Here is a 20,018-nt window from a genome sequence, read left to right as displayed (position 1 = left end):
TCAGTCAACTCCAGTTTTGAGGACGTAACCGTGAACAAACTCGCTCTTGCGCTCGCGCTTTCGGCGCTGGGCCTCGCCGCGTGCTCGACCGCATCCGGCCCGACCTACAGCGCCTCCGAACTGCAGCCGCGCGACGGCGTGCGCACGTTCCAGGTCGACTGCCACGGCGTGCTGTCGGGCCCGCAGACCTGCATGAACGCCGCGCGCAAGATCTGCGGCGAGCAGCCGGTGCGCGTCGCCGATTCGGCGCATGCACTGCGCAACCACGCCGATCCGGCCACGCTGGTCTTCCAGTGCGGCGCCGCACCGGCCGAAACGGCCGCGCCCGTGCCGACACCGGCGCCCGCGCCCGCGGCGGTCGAACACGTGAACCTCGCAGGCGACACGCTGTTCGCAACGGGCCTGGCCACGCTGACGCCCGCCGCGCGCGCATCGCTCGACAAGCTGCTGAGCGAACGCGAAGACCGCACGTACACCGAAGTGACGGTCACCGGCTATACCGACTCGGCCGGCAGCGACGCGCCCAATCTCGCGCTGTCGAAGCGCCGTGCGGACGTCGTCGCGCGCTACCTGCACGCGCACGGGCTGAAAGCTCTTACGATGACGGTCGCCGGCCGCGGCAGCGCCGATCCGGTCGGGTCGAACGCGACGGCCGAAGGCCGTGCGGCGAACCGCCGCGTCGAGATCTCGCTGAAGCGCTGACGCGCCGAACAGCGGCCCCGGCGCCGACCCTCCGCTATGTCAAACATCGTCATGGCCCTCCACAAACCGGCGTCTTCCGTGCCACAATCGCCGCAGACTGTCGCCGGAACTTTCCGCCCGCGTCGCGCGCCGTGCCAGCTTCGCGCGACGACACACCGGAATCCGGCGGCCGCCTCGCGATCCGCGCCGCCCGATCCGTCGTCAGCGCGCGCCGACGCGAACGCAACCACGACAATCCACGGCGCGCCGTCCGCAGGCCAGTCGCTCGACACCAGCGCCTGACGCGCGACGCCGCAGAGGAAACCAACCGGTGACGTACATCGATCAAGCCGCGTCAGGCGGCACTCGCAGAGAACGACCGGCGGTCGGCATCTCGCTGTTTGCGCGTGACGGCCAGGCAATCTGGGAAAACGGCATTCATCAGAACATCGCGTATCTCGCGATGATGCTCAAGCGCTCGGACCGCATCGGTCCGGTCTACTTCCTGAACGGCGGCGACGCGAACGCGCTGCCCGCCGGCCTCGAACTCGACAGCCTCGACATACCGCTCGTGAAACCCACGGACGTCACGCACGACATCGACGTCGTGATCGAGATGGGCGCACAACTGCCGGTCGAATGGCTCAGGCACGTAAAGGCGCTCGGCACGAAGCTCGTCGCGTGCTACGTCGGCCATACCTACAGCGGTCTCGCCGAAACGCCGATCTTCGGCAAGCCGTCGGGCCACGTGTTCAACGGCACGCAGTTCGACGAAGTGTGGGTGCTCGAGAAGTCGCAGAAAATCGACGTGCCGCTGTTGCGCACGCTCACGCGCGCACCGGTCCATACGATGCCGCATCTGTGGTCGCCGTATTTCCTCGACCGCCGCATCGCTGCGCTCGCGAGCGGAGGCGTGACCTTCGGCTATCGGCCCGGCCGCCGCCCGTGGCACCTCGCGACGCTCGAACCGAACATCTCGGTCGTCAAGTCGTGCCATTACCCGATGCTCGCGTGCGACGAGTTCTATCGCGCGCATCCGGAGGCCGTGCAACATCTGTTCGTCGTCAATTCGATTCACATGAAGGCGCATCCGACCTTCGTCCATTTCGCCAACAACCTCGACCTCGTGCGCCAGCAGAAGGCGACGTTCGAGCCGCGCATGGACCTGCCGGGCTTCATGGCCCGCCACGCCGATGCGGTCGTCTCGCATCACTGGGAAAATCCGCAGAACTACCTTTACTACGACGTGCTGTACGGCGGCTATCCGCTGATCCACAACTCGACGCTGCTCGGCGACGCCGGCTACTACTATCCGGACTTCGATTCGGCCGCGGGCGGCCGCGCGCTGTACGACGCGTGGCTGCATCACGACGAGCGGCTCGACGACTATCGCGCGAAGGCCGGCCGGCTGCTGCAGGCCGTCTCGATCGACAACCCCGCGAACCTGGACGCGTTCGTCGCGCGCCTGGTCGCCTGAACCGGAGCATACGCATGTCGGACTCCAATGCCCGTCAAGCGCCCGGCGAGGGCAAGCGTCTCGTCGTCGGCGTGTCGCTGTTCGTACGCGGCGCCGGCCAGTCGCTGTGGGAAAACGGCATCTTCCAGAACTGCCTGCTGCTGATCCTGCTGCTGCGCCAGTCGCCGCTCGTCGCCGAAGCCGTGATGGTGAACGGCGGCGAACAGGTCGCCGATCCGCAGATGATGCTCGGCGAATGGGACGTGCCGCTGCTGTCGATGGACGAAGCGCTCGAGCGCTGCGACGTACTGATCGAAATGAGCGCGCAGTTCGGCGCGGACTACCTGCGCGCCTTCAACGAGCGCGGCGGCAAGGTCGTCACGATGCGGGTCGGCAACGACTACGTGATCGACATCGAGCGCGCGATGTTCGACAAGCCGTCGGGCTTCCTGTTCTCGGGCGCGCCGTACGACGCGGTGTGGACGATTCCGGAATTCGAGCGCTCGTGCCTGCACTACTACCAGACGGGCCTGCGCGCACCGGTGACGATCGTCCCGCACATCTGGCATCCGATGCTGTTCGACAAGGCGCGCGCGACGCTCGGCGCCGGCTTGTCGTACGGCTATCGGCCGGGCAAGCCGCGCTGGCGCGTGACGATGTTCGAGCCGAACATCTGCATGGTGAAGACGAGCATCATTCCGATGCTGGTGGCCGAGGAGGCCTATCGCGCGAAGCCGGATTTCCTCGAATTCGTGCGCGTGTGCAACACGCTGCACCTGAAAGAGCATCCAACCTTCGTCCACTTCGCGAAGAGCCTCGACATCGTGAACCACGGCATCACGACGTTCGAAAGCCGCTATGCGGTCTACGAGTTCATGGCCGCCTACGGCGACGCGGTCGTGTCGCACACGTGGGAAAACGCGCAGAACTACCTCTATTACGAACTGCTGTACGGCGACTATCCGCTGATCCACAACTCGCCGTTCCTCGGCAAGGCCGGGTATTTCTATCCGGACTTCGACTGTCAGGCCGGCGGCCGGGCGCTGCTGCAGGCGTTCGCGCAACACGACGCGAACCTCGACGCCTACCGCGAGCAATCGAAGCACGTGCTCGACTCGGTCAGCATCTACAACCCCGAGAACGTCGCCGCCTATTCGGACGCGATCGCGGCGCTCTATCGCGACGCATGACGCGCCGCCCTTTCCGGACTCCGACATGAACGCACACCCGTCCCTCTCCCGCGCGAAATGGCTGATCGGCTGCGCCGCCGCGTCCCTCGCGATCGGCGCGCACGCGCAGGCCGGCGGCGAATCGGCGGACGCGCTGCTGCGCGACGCCGACACCGTCTTCAAGCAGCTCGACGCGGGCCAGTACGGCGCGGTATGGGCCGATTCGGCCGCGTTCGTGAAGGCGCGCATCAAGCAGGACCAGTTCGCGGCCGACATGCAGCGCGCGCGCCAGTCGGTCGGCACGGTGCGTCATCGCGGCTGGGCGCAGATCACGCGGATCCGCTATACGAACGCGGGCACGACGCCGGACGGGCTGTACGCGAACGTCGACTATGCAACGACGCTCACCACCGGCACGACCGTGTACGAAAAGCTCAGCTTCCGCCTCGAGGACGACGGCCTCTGGCATCTGACCGGCTACGTGCCGCGTCAATCGCAAAACTACGCGCCCTAAGCCGCGCGCCCGGAGCCAGCGATGAAGATCAATGTCGCGATTACGATGAACGTGCAGCGCGACTCCGCGCAGTCGATCTGGTACAACGGCGCGAACCAGCATTGCGTGTTCCTCTACATGCTGCTGAAACGCTCGCCGCTGATCGGCAACGTGTGGCTCGCGCACGACGACGGCATCACCGACTATCCGCCGGCGCTGATGATGGACGCGTTCGGCGACGCACTGCGGCCGCTGTCGGCGATCGTCCACGACACCGACCTGCTGATCGAGATGAACGCGTTCATCGACTCGTCGCACACGGACGCCGTGCGCCGACGCGGCGGCAAGTGCGTGTCGTACCGCTTCGGCAACGACTACGTGATCGCGGTCGAGACGATCAACTTCGGCAAGAACGACTGGCGGCCGAACCCGAACCGCGTGCAGTTCGACGAGATCTGGACCAATCCGCAGCACATGCATACGTGCGCGGCATATTTCCGCGCGGTCTATCGCGCGCCGGTGATCGAGCTGCCGCACATCTGGTCGCCGTACTTCATCGAACGCAGCCTCGACGCCGACCCCGAGCTCAAGGCGCGCTTCGGCTACCGCAATCACGGGCCGGCCAAGCGCATCGCGTTCTTCGAGCCGAACCTGAACGTCGTGAAAAGCTCGATCGTGCCGATGCTCGCCGCGAACGCGTGCTACGTCGAGCATCCCGACCTGATCGAACACGTGTACATGACCAACACGTTCGACAAGAAGGAAAACGTCGCCTTCAAGCACCTCGCGCTCGGGCTCGAGATGGTGCGCGACGGCAAGGCGACGGCGGACGTGCGCGCGCCGTTCGTCGCGTGGGCCGCGCATCATACCGACATCGTCGTGTCGCACCACTGGGAAAACGGCCTGAACTACCTGCTGTACGACGCGCTGTACGGCAACTACCCGCTCGTGCACAACTCGGCGTTCCTGCGCGACGTCGGCTATTACTATCCGGACTTCGAAATCTTCGACGCCGCGCAAGCGATCGCAACCGCCGCGCAGACGCACGACGCGCGGCTCGACGACTACGCGGCGGCGGCACGCCGCTGCCTGCAACAGGTCGATACGCTCGCCGAGCACAACGTGCGTACGTATTCGGAGCAGATCCAGCGCCTGTTCGGCGGCCGTACGCCGGGCTGACGGCCTTCCCCACATCCCACCCATCCGCGCGCCGATGAATCAGACCATCCGCAATTTCGTCGTGATCGAATCGATCCACGGCCCGTTCCTGATCAATCGGCACTGCGACCTGCAGGCCGACGCGCTGATCAAGACCGGCCGCCCGCATATCCAGCGCGAGCTCGACACGATCATGCACGTGATCGACCAACTGCCCGACGGCGCGATCGCGGTGGACGGCGGCGCGAACGCCGGGCTGGTGTGCGTGCCGATTGCGCACCGGCTGCGCGAGCGCGGCGGCCAGGTGTACGCCTTCGAGCCGCAGCGCACGCTCTATCATGCGCTGGGCGGCACCATCGCGCTCAATGAGCTCGACAACCTCCATCTGCTCAACATGGGGCTCGGCAGCAGCAACGGCACGATGAAGGTGCCGGACGTCGACTACGGACGCGCGAGCGACTTCGGCCAGGTCTCGCTCGTCGGCGAACACGCGGCGGGCGGCACGCCGACGCCGATCGTCAGACTCGATTCGCTCGGCCTGCCGCGGCTCGATTTTCTGAAGCTCGACATCGAAGGGATGGAGATCGACGCGCTGCGCGGCGCGCGGCAGCTGATCGAAACGCATCTGCCGTGGTGCTGGATCGAGTACTGGAAGGTCGGCATGGAGGCGATCGCCGACACGTTCGCCGGGCTCGACTACACGTTCTTCCAGATCGACGGGCTCAACATGCTGTGCGTGCCGAATGCGCGCTGGGACCGGCAGCGGTTGTTCATCTCGGGCGAGCCGCTCGTCACCGCGCCGGCTGCGCAACGCGGCGCTGCCGCCGCTGCGATAGCGGACGCCGACGCGCCCGAAACGAACTGGAACCGCGCGCTCGAGCACGAGGCGCGCTGCGAATGGGGGCACGCGATCGACCGCTGGCTACGCGCGCGCGGCCGCGGCCTCGACGACGATGCGATCGCGTTCCAGCTCGCGTCGTGCTACGGCTTCGCCGGCGTGCCCGACGCCGGCCTCGCGGCGCTCGAACGCTTCGGCGACCGGGCCGTACTGCCCGACCCGCTGCGCGGCCGCGTCGAGCTGGCACGCTCGGCGCTGCTGCTGCGCGCCGGTCGGCGCGACGAAGCGGCACGCGCGACCATCGTCAGCGAGAAAGTGCTGAGCGCCGCGCAGTTCGGGTTGCCGATCGAGCGGCTCTACGACGGCCAGCCGCTGCACGGCAAGCGGCTGCTCGTGGTCAGCTACGGCGGCATTGGCGATCAGCTTCAATACGCGCGCTACCTGCATGCGCTCGACGCGCTCGGCTGCGCGGCGGTGACGGTCATCGTCCCGGCCGCGCTGGCCACGCTGATGCGCCACACGTTCCCGCAGATCGAATTCGTCGCCGCGCAGGGCCCGTGGATCGACGCGTCGGAACTTGCACACGATTACTGGTGCTCGTTCCTCGTGCTGGCCGCAATCTTCGGCTTTGCGCCGGCGCCGGAGCACGCACCGGCCACCTATCTGTCATGCCCGCCGGAGCGCGCGGCCGCGTGGCGCGAGCGCATCGCGCGCGACGGCAGCGCGCCCGGCACGCGCCGCATCGGGCTGAACTGGCGCGGTCGCGAAGAGAGCGACGCACGCTTTCTGCGAGCGGCCAGCGTGCGCGATCTGGCGCCGCTCGCACGCCTGCACGGACACGCGGCGTACTGCGTGAATCGCGAAATGTCCGCGCAGTCCGAGCAGACGGATCTGCCGATCACCTTCGCGCATCATGCGATCGAGGATTTCAGCGACCTGGCCGCGCTGATGCTCGCGATGGACGCGGTCGTCACGACCTGCACCGCGCATATCCATCTGGCCGGCGCGTTGGGCGTGCCGGCAGTTCTGCTGCTGAGCCCGAAGGCCGATGCGCGCTGGGAAACCGGTTCGCAGACGGCGCTGTACCGCAGTGTCCGGATAGCGCGCGCCGCCCATCCCGGCCGATGGGATGACGCGATCGATCGCGCGCTCACGTACGTGCTTGGAGAGTTCCGGAAGTGACTGACGAAGCGGCCGACGACAAGCGGCCGACACCCGCGATCGGCCGCTAGGCCGGCTCGCGCTGTGCGCGCCACGTGGCGAATACGCGGCCATGCCGTTGCCCGATGCGCGCCACGCGCGCGAAACAGCGCGCCGCCATCCCGCTGAAGCCGCGCGCCTGCTGCGCGAGGCTGCCCGACACACCGCGCGCGATCACCGAATCGTCGCCGCAGGCGCCGGCGAACACGCCGGCAAAATAATGCCGCGCCGCGCACTCGCGGCCGTCGGCATCGAGCGGCTTCAGCGCGCGAATATGCCGTTCGACGGCTTTCAGGCCTTCGAGAAACGGGGCGATGTCGACGGCCGCATCGGCTGCCTCGCGGGCTTCGGCATTGAACTCCCGCAGCATGTCGGCCAGCTCGGCGAGCGCGACCAGCGCGCCTGCGCCATCGCGCCGCTCGTGCACCCCGTGTCCGGTCTTCAGCTTCGTCACCGCCATGCTCTCGCTCCTTTGCGATCCGCCATTGTCCGATACCGTACCGACGCGTGCTGCCACGCTGTCACGCGGCGGCCGGCGACCGCCACGAGAAGCGGATGCCCTGCGCCCACGCGACGCCGGAATCCACCAGAATCTCCCGGTCGAGTTCGTTCTCGACGCCTTCGACGACGACGTGTCGCGCATTCTCGTGCGCGAACGCAATGAGCCGGCGAAACTGGTAGCGCCCGATCGCATTGCGCTTGATCAGCGATAGCACCGACCGGTCGAGCTTCACGATGTCCGGATTGCCGACCACCAGATTGTTCAGCGCACTGTAGCCGACGCCGAAATCGTCGATCGCGACGCGGCAGCCGGCCTGGCGGAACCGATGCACGAACGCGCGCCCGGCAACGGGGTTCAGCGGCTCCGTCTCCGTGATCTCGACGACCAGCCGCGCTGCAACCGACGGCTCACGTTCGAGGCGCCGGAAGATCGCTAGCCACGCGCTGTCGAGCACCGCACTCGCCGCCGCGATGTTGCAGCCGTATACGGCATTCGGATCGGCACGCAGCGCATCGATCGTCCGGCCGACCACGAGCCGGTCGAACCAGCGCATCAGGCCGAGCGCCTCGAGGCGCGGCAGAAATGCGCCTGGCGCCAAACTCTCGCCCGCGCCCCAGCGCAACCGCGCGAGGCATTCGTGATACAGAACGCCGCCGGACAGATCGGCCCGGCATACGGGCTCGCGCGCGAACCCGAGCCGGCTTTCGACGAAACTGCGTACCGACGCGGAATCCGGGTGATCGTCCGACGCGCCGAACACGCACTCGATATCGTCCCGATTCCGTTCCCTGTTAGCCTCCAGGCGAGGTTCGACCGCATTCATCCGGCGCTCCGGCAAATGGCGAGCCGCCGATGGACGGCCCGCGCTCACGAAACATATGGCAGATGCCGACCACGACACGTGCCACCGCTTACCCGGCCCATCCTCAGGTTTTCATCTTTTCCGACAGCGTACGTTTCATGCCGGCGCGCCGTCAAACACGGCATTGTCAAGGATATTCAAATACCATTAATACACCACGCACCCGATTCATTGACGGTGCGGCAGGTCACATAACCCGCCGATTCGGAAACAATCGGGTTCGGCCGCCGGCGCCTCTCATCCGCCGACACTCAGCATGGTTCGATTTGTTCGAAAACGCCTGAACGTTATTAATTTGATGTGACGATTATGTATTTTCGATATTGGCGGCCGAATCCGCCGAATCTGCCGAAACGCAACGCCGTCGCGCCACGCGGCAGAACAATCAATAGCAAATATTAAGTGTCCGGTCGCGGCCGGATCGAATGCCGCTGCCGCAAGCGAGATTGATAACTCACAAAGCGCAATTTTGAAAAATCAAATAGACAATTGATCTTCAAATAATCTTACGATTATCTGCCGAAAGATGTTTAACAATCTTTCAGACCAGTTAACCTATAAAATTATTTCTGACGGACTTCCCCCTCGGAGCCGTCGATTTTCGTGCCTTCAAACCGTCGAATCTCCCCGTTTCGACGGTTTCTTTTTTTATCGCGTCGCCAGCGATTGTCTCGGACCTGAATCCGGGAATCGCGTTGCCCGTCACGCGAGCGTCGCGCCGATCAGATTCGCGAACAGCGCGTCGTATTCGGCGACCAGCGCCGGGTTCGCCGACGTGTAGCGGCGCAGGATCTCGCGCTGACGCCGCGTGTAGCCTTCCCAGTCGTCGTCGTGCGTATGCAGCGCGTGCAGCAGCGCATCCGCGCCCTTCTGCACGTCGTTGTCCGGATAGTAGTAGCCGAGATCGGGCGCGAGGCTGGCGTTGTGCACGAGCGGATAGCCCTGCCAGCACACGTCGAAATAGAAGTAGTTGAGCGGGTTCGACCATTGATGCGACACGACGACGTCGGTCATGTCGGCGAGGAACAGCGGCGTCTCGAAGCGCCCGACGAAGCTCGCCTTGCCCGCGCGCACGATGTCCAGGTAGTTCATCAGCATCACGAACTCGGGGCTGTCGTGCGCAAGCCGGTCGGCGTTCGTCACGTGCGTGAAGCAGATCGCGTCGGGGTCGCGCCGATACGCTTCGTCGATGATCAGCATCGGATACACGCAGAACTTCACGACGTCGTGGTTCGGCTCCATCACCGTGAGCCGCTTGCCGGGCTCGGTGCGCGGCCGGTATTCGCCGTGCCCGGGCAGCACGGCCGCACGCTCGGTGACGAACATCGGGTCCCACACGAACGGCACCACGCGCCCCGGACAGCGGCGCAGCGACTGCAGGAACGGCAGCGACGACGGCGCGATCTGCGGAATCGCCCACACCTCGTCGTAGCCGCGGTTGATGAACAGCGAATCCCACATCCGGCGGCCGAACAGCATCGACTCCATCGCGTTGATGTACTCGACGCCGCAGCAGTAGCTGACGAGCTTCGCGCCGCGCGCCTTCAGGTAGGCCGTCTGCGCGCCGTCGATCTGGCCGCCCAGCTCGATCACCACGTCGAGCGCATCCTTCATGTCGGCGAACGCGCGCGTGTCGTACACGGTGCGATCCCACGGCAGCGCGTCGGTCAACGGCACGTCGGTCGTGTTGACCAGCGTCACGCGGTAGCCGTGCGGCGACGCCATCAGCAGCTTCGCGAGAAACAGTGCGTTCTGCTTGATGCCGTTGATCCACATGCTTTCGTCGGCGGTGCGCAGGCCGATCGTGATACCGATACGCAGGCCGTTCAGGACAGGAGACTTCATCGTGGGCGGGAGGAGAGATGGACTGGACGCAGTGTAGCGCGGCCGGCAGCCGCGCGAACTATCCGCCAGTCTAGCGCAGCGTGCGCCGCCCGACTGTCATGGATCGTCATGCGCCGCGCGGGCGCCCGGCCACTCGAACCAGAGCCCGCGCGCACGCTTTTCACGCGTTGCCAACGCAGATCAACCTGCTGCTTGCCGCTGCCGCTGCCGCTGCGACGGCAGCCGGCGTCTCGCCCGGCCGCGCCGGCCGACGCTCGGCCGCTGCCTGCGTCAGCCTTCCGCCATCATCAGCAGTTGCGCGCCATCGGCGACCTGATCGCCAACGCCGTACAGCACTTCGGCGACGACACCCGGCCCCGGCGCGCCGATCGTGTGCTCCATCTTCATCGCTTCCATCACGATCAGCGGCGTGCCGGCCTCGACCTTCTGGCCCGGCTCGACCAGCACCGCGATCACCTTGCCGGGCATCGGCGCGGTCAGGCGGCCGCCGCCGTGCTCGGCATCGCCCGCATGCGCGAGCAGGTTGCGCCATTCGAACGTCTCGGCCGCGCCCTGCGTGAACACGTGGAACGTATCGCCGTCGGCATAGACGCGCCCGCTGCTGCGCACGCCGCCGAGCGTCACGTCGAAGTCGAGCGGCGTCGCGCCGCGCGTCCACTCGAACGGCTGTGCGGCGGCGTCGCCGATCGCGAGGCACGCACGGCCGCCGTCGTCGTCGTACGCGACCGTCAGGTCCACTTCGCGCTCCGGCTCATGCCATTCGAGCGTGCGGCGATAGCCGGCGTTCAGACGCCAATCCGGCAGCGCGCACCACGGCGAGCGGCCCGCATGCGCGGCCGCGTCGCGCTCGCGCGCGAACAGCGCCGCGCACGCCAGCGCGAGCGCCGCGCGCGGCGGCTTGCGCGGCGCGAACAGCGCGTCGTGATTGCGCTCGATCAGGCCCGTGTCGAGATCGGGCATCGTGAACGGCTCGCACGCGACGATCCGCTGCAGAAACGCCGTGTTGGTGTGCAGCCCGACCACTTCGCACGCGCGCAGCGCGCGCAGCATCCGGCCGAGCGCTTCCGCACGATCCGCGCCGTGCACGATCAGCTTCGCGATCATCGGATCGTAGAACGGCGTGATCGCATCGCCTTCGCGCACGCCGCTGTCGACGCGCACCGGCGCGCCGATCGCGAACTCGACGCCGTCCGGCAGCCGCAAATGCCTGAGCGTGCCGGTGGACGGCAGGAAGCCGCGCGCCGGATTCTCCGCATAGAGGCGCGCCTCGATCGCATGGCCCTGCACGCGCAGCTCGTGCTGCTGCAACGGCAGCGGCTCGCCCGCGGCGACGCGCAGCTGCCATTCGACGAGATCGAGCCCCGTGACCATCTCGGTCACCGGATGCTCGACCTGCAGCCGCGTGTTCATTTCCATGAAATAGAACGCGTCGCCCGTCATGATGAATTCGACGGTGCCCGCGCCGACGTAGCCGACCGCGCGCGCCGCCGCGACCGCCGCTTCGCCCATCGCCTGCCGCACGTCGTCGTGCAGGCCGGGCGCCGGCGCTTCCTCGAGCACCTTCTGGTGACGACGCTGCACCGAGCAGTCGCGATCGAACAGGTACACGGTGTTGCCGTGCGTGTCGCCGAACACCTGCACTTCGACGTGACGCGGCCGCGTCAGGTACTTCTCGATCAGCACGCGATCGTTGCCGAAGCTGCTCGCGGCCTCGCGCTGGCACGACGCGAGCGCCGCCGGAAAGTCCTCCGAGCGCTCGACCACGCGCATCCCCTTGCCGCCGCCGCCCGCGCTCGCCTTCAGCAGCACCGGGTAGCCGATCCGGTCGGCTTCGCGATGCAGATGGGCCGGCGTCTGGTCGTCGCCGTGATAGCCGGGCACGAGCGGCACCGCCGCCGCGTGCATCAGCGCCTTCGCGGCCGCCTTCGAGCCCATCGCGGCGATCGCGTCGACCGGCGGCCCGATGAACGCGATGCCGGCCGCGTGACACGCCTGCGCGAAATCCTCGTTCTCGGACAGGAAGCCGTAGCCGGGGTGGATGGCCTGCGCGCCGGTGGCGCGCGCGGCGTCGATGATGCGCTCGATGCGCAGGTAGCTGTCCGCGGCCGCCGAGCCGCCGATGTGCACGGCTTCGTCGCAGGCGGCGACGTGCTTCGCGTTCGCGTCCGCGTCGGAATAGACGGCGACGCTCGCAATCCCGAGACGTTTGCACGTCGCGGCGACGCGGCAGGCGATTTCGCCGCGATTGGCGATCAGAATCTTGTCGAACATGGCTTCGATGTCGTCCGGAAAGTGATGGGCACGCCGTCAGTCACGCCACGAAGGCGTGCGTTTTTCGAGGAAGGACGCGATCCCTTCGCGCGCTTCCGCGCCGGCGCGGGTGCGCGCGATCCAGTCGGCGGTCTGCTCGATGAGCGTCGCATCGAGCGGCCGGCCGGCCACGTCGGCAACGAGCCGCTTGCAGGCCCGCACCGCGTCGGGGCCGTTCGCGACGAGCGTCGCGGCCAGCTTCGCGACCGTGTCGTCGAGCGCCGCGGCCGGCACCGTGTCGTGAACGAAGCCGAGCGACGCGGCGCGCGCGCCGTCGAACACTTCGGCCGTCGTGAAGTAGCGGCGCGCCGCCCGCTCGCCCATCGCGCGCACCACGTACGGCGCGATCGTCGCGGGGATCAGCCCGAGCCGCGCTTCCGACAGGCAGAACTTCACGCCGTCGGCCGCGATCGCGATGTCGGCCGCCGCGACGAGGCCCACGCCGCCCGCGTACGCGTCGCCGTGCACGCGCGCGATCACCGGCTTGCTGCAGCCGTGGATCGCCTCGAGCATGCGCGCGAGCTTGCGCGCGTCGGCGCGGTTCTCGGCATCCGAGTAACCGGCCATCTTCTTCATCCAGTTCAGGTCCGCGCCCGCGCAGAACGCCGCGCCTTCGGCGGCGAGCACGACCGCCCGCACGCCCGCATGCGCGTCGAGCCATTCGAACGCGGTGGTCAGCTCGGCGATCGTCGTCTCGTTGAACGCGTTGCGCACGTCCGGCCGCGCGAGCGTGACGGTCGCCACGCGGCCGGCCTCGCTTACCTTGATCGTTTCGTATCGCATCGGTGAGTCCTCCGCGCCGTCACATGCGGAACACGCCGAAGCGCGTCTCGTCGATCGGCGCATTCATCGACGCGGCGAGGCCGAGCCCGAGCACGTCGCGCGTCTGCGCCGGATCGATCACGCCGTCGTCCCACAGCCGCGCGCTCGCGTAGTACGGATGGCCCTGGCGCTCGTATTGATCGCGGATCGGCTGCTTGAACGCTTCCTCTTCGTCGGCCGACCACGTGCCGCCCTTCGCCTCGATCCCGTCGCGACGCACGGTGGCGAGCACCGAGGCCGCCTGCTCGCCGCCCATCACCGAGATACGCGCGTTCGGCCACATCCACAGGAAGCGCGCGCCGAACGCGCGGCCGCACATTCCGTAGTTGCCCGCGCCGAACGAGCCGCCGATGATCACCGTGAACTTCGGCACCTTCGCGTTCGACACGGCCGTCACCATCTTCGCGCCGTGGCGCGCGATGCCTTCGTTCTCGTACTTGCGGCCGACCATGAAGCCGGTGATGTTCTGCAGGAACACGAGCGGGATCTTGCGCTGGCAGCACAGCTCGATGAAATGCGCGCCCTTCACGGCCGATTCGGAGAACAGGATGCCGTTGTTCGCGACGATCCCGACCGGATGGCCCCAGATGTGCGCGAAGCCCGTGACGAGCGTCGTGCCGAAGCGCGCCTTGAATTCATCGAATTCCGAATCGTCGACGATCCGCGCGATCACCTCGCGCACGTCGAACGGCTTGCGCGTATCGACCGGAATCGCGCCGTACAGGCTGCGCGCGTCGTAGCGCGGCGGCTTCGGCTCGCGCAGCGCGACCGGCGCGGCGATCCTCGGCGCGAGATGGCTGACGATGCTGCGGGCGATCGACAGCGCGTGCGCGTCGTTCTGCGCGAGGTGGTCGACCACGCCCGACAGCCGCGTGTGCACGTCGCCGCCGCCGAGATCCTCGGCGCTCACTTCCTCGCCGGTCGCGGCCTTCACGAGCGGCGGTCCGCCGAGGAAAATCGTCCCCTGGTTCTTCACGATGATCGACTCGTCGCTCATCGCCGGCACATACGCGCCGCCGGCCGTGCACGAGCCCATCACGACCGCGATCTGCGCGATGCCCGCGGCCGACATCGTCGCCTGGTTGTAGAAGATCCGGCCGAAGTGGTCGCGATCGGGAAACACGTCGTCCTGATTCGGCAGGTTCGCGCCGCCCGAATCGACGAGGTACACGCACGGCAGGCGGTTTTCCGCGGCGATTTCCTGCGCGCGCAGATGCTTCTTCACGGTCATCGGGTAGTAGGTGCCGCCCTTGACCGTCGCGTCGTTGCACACGATCACGCATTCGCGGCCGGCGATGCGGCCGATCCCGGTGATCAGGCCCGCGCCCGGCGCGTCGTCGTTGTACATCCCGTTCGCGGCGAGCTGCGACAGCTCGAGGAACGGCGCACCGGGGTCGAGCAGCTGGGCGATCCGGTCGCGCGGCAGCAGTTTGCCGCGCGCGAGGTGCTTGTCGCGCGCGGCCTGGCCGCCGCCTTGCGCGAGCTGTTCGATCTTCGCGCGCAGATCGGCGACGACGGCCTCCAGCGCCGCGGCGTTCGCGCGGAAGTCTTCCGAGCGCGGGTTCAGTTTCGATTCGATGATCGGCATCGGCGAGGCTCCGTTCGCGTGACGTGGGGCGTTACATCGTTTCCGCGAACAGCTCGCGGCCGATCAGCATGCGGCGGATCTCGCTGGTGCCGGCGCCGATCTCGTACAGCTTCGCATCGCGCCACAGCCGGCCGACCGGATATTCGTTGATGTAGCCGTTGCCGCCGAGGATCTGGATCGCCTCGCCGGCCATCCAGGTGGCCTTCTCGGCCGTGTACAGGATCACGCCCGCACAGTCCTTGCGCACCTGGCGCAGGTGGTCGCTGCCGGCCGAGTCGAGATGGCGGCCGACCGCGTACAGATACGCGCGGCACGCCTGGAACGTCGTGTACATGTCGGCGACCTTGCCCTGGATCAGCTGGAATTCGCCGATTGACTGGCCGAACTGCTTGCGGTCGTGGATATACGGGACCACCGCGTCGAGACACGCGGCCATGATGCCCGTCGGGCCGCCCGACAGCACCGCGCGCTCGTAGTCGAGGCCGCTCATCAGCACCTTCACGCCGCCGTTGAGCTGGCCGAGGATGTTCTCCTCCGGCACTTCGACGTCCTGGAACACCAGCTCGCCCGTGTGCGAGCCGCGCATGCCGAGCTTGTCGAGCTTTTGCGCGACCGAGAAGCCCTTCATCCCCTTCTCGACGATGAACGCGGTGATGCCGCGCGAGCCGGCGTCGACGTCCGTCTTCGCGTAGACCACCAGCGTGTCGCAGTCGGGGCCGTTGGTGATCCACATCTTCGTGCCGTTGAGCACGTAGCGGTCGCCATGCTTGTCCGCGCGCAGCTTCATGCTGACGACGTCGGAGCCGGCGTTCGGCTCGCTCATCGCGAGCGCGCCGATGTGTTCGCCCGACACGAGCTTCGGCAAGTACTTGCGCTTTTGCGCGTCGCTGCCGTTGCGGTGGATCTGGTTCACGCACAGGTTCGAGTGCGCGCCGTACGACAGGCCGATCGACGCCGAGGCGCGCGAGATCTCCTCCATCGCGACCATGTGCGCCGTGTAGCCCATGTTCGCGCCGCCGTATTCCTCGGAGACGGTCATGCCGAGCACGCCGAGATCGCCGAACTTCTTCCACAGATCCATCGGAAACTGGTCGGTGCGGTCGACCTCCGCCGCGCGCGGCGTGATTTCCTTCGCCGCGAACGTCGCGACGGCGTCGCGCAGCATCTCGATGTCTTCACCGAGCATGAATTGCACGCCAGGCAGGTTGATCATGTCTCCTCCGTCTCCAGAAAGTTGCGCATGCGCCGATTTCTGAGTTTCGCTCAAATCGGATCAATGCGTCGATTCATTAAGCCAATGCAGCGTATATTTCGCACAGTTTCGCGCGTCGTCCGGTTTGGCGTCAATAGTTTTTTGAGTGACACTCAGATATCATTGCGGGCATGACAGACGCCCGCCCCGACACCATGACCGCCACCGCCAAAGCCGAGCGCGCCGAGCCGTCGCGCGCCCCCGCCGGGCGCAAGTCCCAGCAGCGCGTGCAGGACATCCTGCGCGCCGGGCGCGAGGTGTTCGCCGAAAAGGGCTACGAGCATGCGACGGCTGCCGAGATCGCGCAGCGCGTCGGCGTGTCGGAGGCGACGGTGTTCAGCTATTTCCGCGGCAAGCGCGAGCTGTGCGCGCGCGTGATCGCCGACTGGTACGACGAGATCATCGCCGCGTTCGAACTCGGCATGCCGCAGGACGCGTCGGTGCAGCAGCAGTTCGCGTTCATCGTGCGCACGCACCTGCGGCTGATGCTGGTGAACGGCACGGGGCTGTGTGCGCTGGTGCTGTCGGAAGGCCGCGCGAAGCAGCATGCGCTGAGCGACGAGCTGACCGCGCTGCAGCGCCGCTACACGGCGCCGCTGATGGATGTGCTGGCGCGCGGCCAGGCGGCCGGCCAGGTGCGCGGCGACATGCCGCTGAGCCTGCTGCGCTCGATGGTGTTCGGGCCGATCGAGCACGTGCTGTGGGACGCGATCCTCGGGCACCGCAAGCTCGACACGGAAACGACGGCCACGCAGCTGATCGACATGCTGTGGGCGGCCGTGCAGCCGCCCGCGCCGGAGCAGGCGGCGCTGGTGCGCTTCAGGAACGAGGTGGCCGAAGCGATGCGCCGGCTGGAAGGACACGCGCCGGAGGCATGATGCGGGCGGCGAAGTTGTGCCGCCGTGATCCGTAGCTCGACGCGCGTGGCGCGATGGCGCCTCGCTGCCGCTACGACGCGTCCGCGGCCCGCAACGGCGCGCGGCTTTGCTCGTTGTTCAAATGGACGAACTTGCGCAACAGCCGCACCAGTTCGCGTGAGTCGTCTTCGCCCATCCCGTCGAACAGGCCCGCGCGCAACGCCTGCACCGACGGAATCAGATGCGTGAGCAGTTCGACGCCCGCCGGCGTCAACAGCAGGCGCCGCTGCCGCCGCGGCAGCACTTCGCGCACGATCAACCCTTTCGCTTCGAGGCGCGCCGCCAGATCGGCGGTCGTCGACGTGTCGAGCGCGACGCGCTGCGCCAGCGTCACCTGGTCGAGCCCGGGGCTTTCCTGGAGCATCCTCAGCACCGCGTACTGCACCGGCGTGACGTCGCGCCCCAGCTTCTCGTAGAACATCGCCACCGCGATCTGGTGCGCACGCCGGATCAGGTGTCCCGGTTCGTCGTACAGATCGAACGGGAAAGCCGGCGCGCTGGCGGGATTCGTTTTTTCCATGGATGAGTCGGTCACATAAGGCGGCGCACGCGGTCGCGCGCGCCAGCGGCATCGCGCGGCGTCGCGCCATTGGCCGGGAAAACCAGTATACCGCCCGCCTTGTCGTCGCCCATTTCGATAAGTACACTGAATCTCATTCAGTACACGGAATGAAGAAGTGCCGACCACCGGCACCGCCCCGAAGGAGACGACGAACGTGTTTCTCAAGAACGCTTGGTACGTGGCATGCACGCCCGATGAAATCGACGGCAAGCCGCTCGGCCGCAAAATCTGCAACGAATCGATGGTGTTCTATCGCGCGGCGGACGGCCGCGTCGCCGCGCTCGAGGATTTCTGCCCGCACCGCGGCGCGCCGCTGTCGCTCGGCTTCGTGCGCGACGGCGTGCTCGTCTGCGGCTATCACGGGCTGGAGATGGGCTGCAACGGCAAGACGGCGGCGATGCCCGGCCAGCGCGTCGGCGGCTTTCCGGCGATCCGCAGCTTTCCGGTGGTCGAGCGTTACGGCTTCGTGTGGGTGTGGCCGGGCGATGCGTCCCGCGCCGATCCGGCCGCCCTGCCCGCGCTGACGTGGGCCGACGATCCGGCGTGGGCGCACGGCGGCGGCCTGTATCACATCCGTTGCGACTACCGGCTGATGATCGACAACCTGATGGACCTCACGCACGAGACCTACGTGCACGCGACGAGCATCGGCCAGAAGGAAATCGACGAAGCACCGCCGAAGACCACCAGCCACGGCGACGAAGTCGTCACGAGCCGCTTCATGCACAACGTGATGCCGCCGCCGTTCTGGCAGATGGCGCTGCGCGGCAACGGGCTCGCCGACGACGTGCCGGTCGACCGCTGGCAGATCTGCCGCTTCACGCCACCGAGCCACGTGATGATCGAAGTGGGCGTCGCGCATGCGGGCCACGGCGGCTACGACGCGCCGGCGGAGCACAAGGCGTCGTCGATCGTCGTCGACTTCATCACGCCGGAAACCGACGGTTCGATCTGGTATTTCTGGGGAATGGCGCGCAACTTCCGGCCCGACGACGATGCGCTGACCGCGACGATCCGCGAAGGCCAGGGCAAGATCTTCGCCGAGGATCTCGAGATGCTCGAGCGCCAGCAGCGCAATCTCGAGCAATGGCCCGAGCGCAAGCTGCTGAAGCTCAATATCGACGCGGGCGGCGTGCTGTCGCGCAAGGTGATCGACCGGTTGCTCGCCGCCGAGGAGGCGGCCGGCGCGCCGTCGGCCGCGGGTGCGGTCGTGCGGATCGAGGCGGCGTCGTGAGCGCGCCGACGCTGACCGTCCGGGTCGCCCGCAAGTGGCAGGAAGCGCGCGACATCTGCGGCTTCGAATTCGTCGCCGACGACGGTTCGCCGCTGCCGCGCTTCGACGCCGGCGCCCATATCGACGTCCATCTGCCGGGCGGCCTCGTGCGCCAGTATTCGCTGTGCAACGACCCGCGCCACGGCGATCGCTATCGGATAGCGGTGCTGCGCGACGCCGACGGCCGCGGCGGCTCACGTGCGATTCACGATGAGGTCAGGCAGGGCGACACGCTGCGCATCGGCATGCCGCGCAATCAGTTCCCTCTCGCGCGCGACGCCTCGCACCATCTGCTGCTCGCCGGCGGCATCGGCGTCACGCCGATGCTCAGCATGGCCGAACAGTTGTCCGCGGCCGGCGAGTCGTTCGACCTGCATTACTGCGCGCGCTCGCTCGAGCGCATGGCCTTCGTCGAGCAGATCAATACCGCCGCGTTCCGCGACCGCACGCGCCTGCACGTCGACGACGGCGACGCCGCGCAGCGCTTCGATCTCCCCGCCGCGCTCGACGCGGCGCCTGCCGGCACGCACCTGTACGTCTGCGGCCCGCGCGGCTTCATGGACGCGGTGCTGGACGCCGCACGCGCCCGCGGCTGGCCCGACGCGCGGCTGCACTACGAGTTCTTCGGCGGCGCGGTCGTCGCGTCGGGTGCGGAGCGCGCGTTCCAGGTCCGGCTCGCGAGCAGCGGCAAGGTTGTCGACGTGCCGGCGGATTGCACGGTCGTCGCCGCGCTCGCGGCCCACGGCATCGACGTGCTGACCTCGTGCGAGCAGGGCGTATGCGGCACCTGCGTGACGCGCGTGCTCGAAGGCGAGCCCGACCATCGCGATTCGTATCTGACGGAAGCGGAACAGGCCGCCGGCGACCAGTTCATGCCCTGCTGTTCGCGTGCCCGCAGCGACCTGCTCGTGCTCGACCTGTAGACGCGGCACGCGGGCGGCCATAGGCCGCCGTTCCCGATGCAGCAGACGATCGACGTGTCACCCACACGGCGGTCACTTCGCGAGCCGCGGCCGCGACGGCTTCGACGTGCGCCGTCCCACATTTACAATTGAAAACGATTCTCATTACATATATCATGCGCATCCTG

General features: G+C 67.4%; 17 protein-coding genes. 9 read left to right on the top strand and 8 right to left on the bottom strand.

The genetic code is table 11. From position 1 onward, the window contains the following. Positions 1-30: 30 nt before the first annotated feature. From C3Y15_RS17395 to C3Y15_RS17370, 6 genes are all read left to right on the top strand, one after another. A complete protein-coding gene (locus C3Y15_RS17395) occupies positions 31-702 on the top strand; it encodes an OmpA family protein (protein ID WP_059669168.1) in 672 nt (223 codons plus the stop codon). A gap of 310 nt (positions 703-1,012) precedes the next feature. Next, on the top strand, positions 1,013-2,158 hold the full coding sequence (locus C3Y15_RS17390) for a DUF2827 domain-containing protein (RefSeq protein ID WP_014724017.1): 1,146 nt from the start codon (positions 1,013-1,015) through the stop codon (positions 2,156-2,158). Positions 2,159-2,172: 14 nt separating this feature from the next. Beyond that, positions 2,173-3,327 carry a DUF2827 domain-containing protein gene (locus tag C3Y15_RS17385; RefSeq protein WP_034195520.1) on the top strand — a complete coding sequence of 385 codons (1,155 nt, stop codon included), beginning with the start codon at positions 2,173-2,175 and terminating at the stop codon, positions 3,325-3,327. Between the two features lie 25 nt (positions 3,328-3,352). After that, positions 3,353-3,820: a DUF4019 domain-containing protein gene (locus C3Y15_RS17380; protein ID WP_011880837.1), complete on the top strand. Its 468-nt coding sequence runs from the start codon at positions 3,353-3,355 to the stop codon at positions 3,818-3,820. A gap of 21 nt (positions 3,821-3,841) precedes the next feature. Further along, positions 3,842-4,978: a DUF2827 family protein gene (locus C3Y15_RS17375; protein WP_011880838.1), complete on the top strand. Its 1,137-nt coding sequence runs from the start codon at positions 3,842-3,844 to the stop codon at positions 4,976-4,978. A gap of 34 nt (positions 4,979-5,012) precedes the next feature. Next, positions 5,013-6,977 (top strand): FkbM family methyltransferase, encoded by a 1,965-nt coding sequence (locus tag C3Y15_RS17370; protein ID WP_069240476.1) that lies wholly within the window; start codon positions 5,013-5,015, stop codon positions 6,975-6,977. A gap of 46 nt (positions 6,978-7,023) precedes the next feature. Here C3Y15_RS17370 and C3Y15_RS17365 read toward each other — a convergent pair whose 3' ends face one another. The 7 genes from C3Y15_RS17365 to C3Y15_RS17335 form a co-directional block, all read right to left on the bottom strand. Further along, the gene (locus C3Y15_RS17365; RefSeq protein ID WP_011880840.1) at positions 7,024-7,455 is read right to left on the bottom strand and encodes a hypothetical protein; all 432 of its coding nucleotides are present in this window, start codon (positions 7,453-7,455) and stop codon (positions 7,024-7,026) included. 61 nt (positions 7,456-7,516) lie between these two features. Continuing rightward, positions 7,517-8,320, bottom strand: a complete 804-nt coding sequence (locus C3Y15_RS17360) for an EAL domain-containing protein (protein WP_011880841.1) — start codon at positions 8,318-8,320, stop codon at positions 7,517-7,519. 741 nt (positions 8,321-9,061) lie between these two features. Further along, positions 9,062-10,204, bottom strand: coding sequence for a DUF2827 domain-containing protein (locus C3Y15_RS17355; protein ID WP_011880842.1), 1,143 nt, complete (start codon positions 10,202-10,204; stop codon positions 9,062-9,064). A gap of 270 nt (positions 10,205-10,474) precedes the next feature. Beyond that, entirely contained in the window at positions 10,475-12,475 is a 2,001-nt protein-coding gene (locus tag C3Y15_RS17350; RefSeq protein ID WP_011880843.1) for an acetyl/propionyl/methylcrotonyl-CoA carboxylase subunit alpha, read from the bottom strand. 36 nt (positions 12,476-12,511) lie between these two features. Beyond that, positions 12,512-13,297, bottom strand: a complete 786-nt coding sequence (locus C3Y15_RS17345) for an enoyl-CoA hydratase/isomerase family protein (RefSeq protein WP_046427440.1) — start codon at positions 13,295-13,297, stop codon at positions 12,512-12,514. Positions 13,298-13,316: 19 nt separating this feature from the next. Continuing rightward, positions 13,317-14,924, bottom strand: a complete 1,608-nt coding sequence (locus tag C3Y15_RS17340; protein ID WP_059695779.1) for a carboxyl transferase domain-containing protein — start codon at positions 14,922-14,924, stop codon at positions 13,317-13,319. 31 nt (positions 14,925-14,955) lie between these two features. Beyond that, a complete protein-coding gene (locus C3Y15_RS17335) occupies positions 14,956-16,137 on the bottom strand; it encodes an isovaleryl-CoA dehydrogenase (protein WP_011880846.1) in 1,182 nt (393 codons plus the stop codon). Positions 16,138-16,307: 170 nt separating this feature from the next. Here C3Y15_RS17335 and C3Y15_RS17330 point away from each other — a divergent pair, with 170 nt between their 5' ends. Continuing rightward, on the top strand, positions 16,308-17,054 hold the full coding sequence (locus tag C3Y15_RS17330) for a TetR/AcrR family transcriptional regulator (RefSeq protein ID WP_011880847.1): 747 nt from the start codon (positions 16,308-16,310) through the stop codon (positions 17,052-17,054). Positions 17,055-17,124: 70 nt separating this feature from the next. On the opposite strand, the gene C3Y15_RS17325 is transcribed toward C3Y15_RS17330, so the two are convergent. Beyond that, a complete protein-coding gene (locus C3Y15_RS17325; RefSeq protein ID WP_014724026.1) occupies positions 17,125-17,613 on the bottom strand; it encodes a MarR family winged helix-turn-helix transcriptional regulator in 489 nt (162 codons plus the stop codon). A gap of 196 nt (positions 17,614-17,809) precedes the next feature. Here C3Y15_RS17325 and C3Y15_RS17320 point away from each other — a divergent pair, with 196 nt between their 5' ends. Then, entirely contained in the window at positions 17,810-18,889 is a 1,080-nt protein-coding gene (locus tag C3Y15_RS17320; protein ID WP_041494232.1) for an aromatic ring-hydroxylating dioxygenase subunit alpha, read from the top strand. Then, positions 18,886-19,851, top strand: coding sequence for a PDR/VanB family oxidoreductase (locus tag C3Y15_RS17315; protein WP_011880850.1), 966 nt, complete (start codon positions 18,886-18,888; stop codon positions 19,849-19,851). The genes C3Y15_RS17320 and C3Y15_RS17315 overlap by 4 nt, the downstream gene beginning before the upstream one ends. The last annotated feature ends 167 nt before the right edge of the window (positions 19,852-20,018 follow it).

The organism is Burkholderia sp. B10, from assembly GCF_004368385.1.
Classification (GTDB): domain Bacteria; phylum Pseudomonadota; class Gammaproteobacteria; order Burkholderiales; family Burkholderiaceae; genus Burkholderia; species Burkholderia vietnamiensis.
This window is presented reverse-complemented; position numbering and strand designations above follow the sequence as displayed.

Coding starts and splice junctions, on each gene's coding strand:
- C3Y15_RS17335 (WP_011880846.1), bottom strand. CDS start 16,137: ATGATCAACCTGCCTGGCGTGCAATTCATGCTCGGTGAAGACATCGAG.
- C3Y15_RS17345 (WP_046427440.1), bottom strand. CDS start 13,297: ATGCGATACGAAACGATCAAGGTAAGCGAGGCCGGCCGCGTGGCGACC.
- C3Y15_RS17385 (WP_034195520.1), top strand. CDS start 2,173: ATGTCGGACTCCAATGCCCGTCAAGCGCCCGGCGAGGGCAAGCGTCTC.
- C3Y15_RS17375 (WP_011880838.1), top strand. CDS start 3,842: ATGAAGATCAATGTCGCGATTACGATGAACGTGCAGCGCGACTCCGCG.
- C3Y15_RS17325 (WP_014724026.1), bottom strand. CDS start 17,613: ATGGAAAAAACGAATCCCGCCAGCGCGCCGGCTTTCCCGTTCGATCTG.
- C3Y15_RS17340 (WP_059695779.1), bottom strand. CDS start 14,924: ATGCCGATCATCGAATCGAAACTGAACCCGCGCTCGGAAGACTTCCGC.
- C3Y15_RS17330 (WP_011880847.1), top strand. CDS start 16,308: ATGACAGACGCCCGCCCCGACACCATGACCGCCACCGCCAAAGCCGAG.
- C3Y15_RS17365 (WP_011880840.1), bottom strand. CDS start 7,455: ATGGCGGTGACGAAGCTGAAGACCGGACACGGGGTGCACGAGCGGCGC.
- C3Y15_RS17370 (WP_069240476.1), top strand. CDS start 5,013: ATGAATCAGACCATCCGCAATTTCGTCGTGATCGAATCGATCCACGGC.
- C3Y15_RS17355 (WP_011880842.1), bottom strand. CDS start 10,204: ATGAAGTCTCCTGTCCTGAACGGCCTGCGTATCGGTATCACGATCGGC.
- C3Y15_RS17380 (WP_011880837.1), top strand. CDS start 3,353: ATGAACGCACACCCGTCCCTCTCCCGCGCGAAATGGCTGATCGGCTGC.
- C3Y15_RS17350 (WP_011880843.1), bottom strand. CDS start 12,475: ATGTTCGACAAGATTCTGATCGCCAATCGCGGCGAAATCGCCTGCCGC.
- C3Y15_RS17360 (WP_011880841.1), bottom strand. CDS start 8,320: ATGAATGCGGTCGAACCTCGCCTGGAGGCTAACAGGGAACGGAATCGG.